Origin of the sequence: Psychrosphaera sp. 1_MG-2023, from assembly GCF_030548245.1 — a bacterium.
Classification (GTDB): Bacteria; Pseudomonadota; Gammaproteobacteria; order Enterobacterales; family Alteromonadaceae; genus Psychrosphaera; species Psychrosphaera algicola.
The window spans coordinates 1-856 of record NZ_JAUORW010000053.1; the positions used below are offsets into that span (position 1 = coordinate 1).

At 36.9% G+C, this 856-nt stretch carries 2 protein-coding genes; both read right to left on the minus strand.

The genetic code is table 11. The features are described 5' to 3' along the window. Positions 1-68 precede the first annotated feature (68 nt). Positions 69-329, minus strand: a complete 261-nt coding sequence (locus Q4575_RS19665; RefSeq protein ID WP_048692914.1) for a Txe/YoeB family addiction module toxin — start codon at positions 327-329, stop codon at positions 69-71. Continuing rightward, positions 326-577, minus strand: a complete 252-nt coding sequence (locus Q4575_RS19670; protein ID WP_215961868.1) for a type II toxin-antitoxin system Phd/YefM family antitoxin — start codon at positions 575-577, stop codon at positions 326-328. Before Q4575_RS19670 ends, Q4575_RS19665 begins: the two co-directional genes overlap by 4 nt. Positions 578-856 lie beyond the last annotated feature (279 nt).

The window sequence follows — 856 nt, forward strand, 5'->3', positions numbered from 1 at the left end:
CTCAATAAAACTCAGATAACGTTTATGCCATAAAAATTAATAGATAAACGAGTTAATCTACAGGCTCGTTATGTGCCGTAATGATATCGGAGTTGTGCGATTAGAATAGAGCCATCTTGTTGTTTATAAACGATTCGGTGTTCATCATTTATACGACGAGACCAATATCCCGACAAACCATGTTTTAACGGCTCAGGTTTTCCAATTCCTTCGTTTGGAGTTCTTTGGATATCTTTAATGAGCAAATTAATACGCTTTAGTATTTTTTTGTCTGTTGTTTGCCAATAAAGGTACTCTTCCCAAGCCTTGGTTGAGAACGTTAGTTTCATTCAATAAGTTCTCGTTCAGTTCCATTGCTAGCTTCAAGTTCGGCAATGGATTCTAAAAGGTGTCTAGCATTTGCTGGAGATCTAAGTAAATATGTAGTTTCCTGCATTGCGTTATAGTCTTCTAAAGACATCATAACAACAGGTGCTTCACTTTTACGGGTAATGATAATTGGTGCGTGGTCATTACAAACATGCGCCATTGTGTTTGCTAGATTTGCTCTAGCAGCGGTATAGCTTATTGCGTCCATGGTAGTTCCAAAGTGTTGTTGTACGTTTATTTGTACAGGATAGCTTAATGGCACATAACAAGCAATTCAACAGGACAAAAAACAGTTGGTTTTGCTCCTGCGTCGCTAATTTTAACCAACTATTTTTTGCCCGTTAATGTGGGCGTTAGTTTTACTTCTTACCTTGCATTATAATTGCGATATAACTACACTGTAATTTATCAGTGATATTAATTTTGAATGGGATCCTAAAAAAAGCCAGCACTAATATCAAAAAGCATGGTGTGAGTTTCGAAGAGG

What these genes read in the sequence shown, in the direction of transcription:
- Q4575_RS19670 (WP_215961868.1), bottom strand. Translation starts at nt 577, where the DNA reads ATGGACGCAATAAGCTATACCGCTGCTAGAGCAAATCTAGCAAACACA.
- Q4575_RS19665 (WP_048692914.1), bottom strand. Translation starts at nt 329, where the DNA reads ATGAAACTAACGTTCTCAACCAAGGCTTGGGAAGAGTACCTTTATTGG.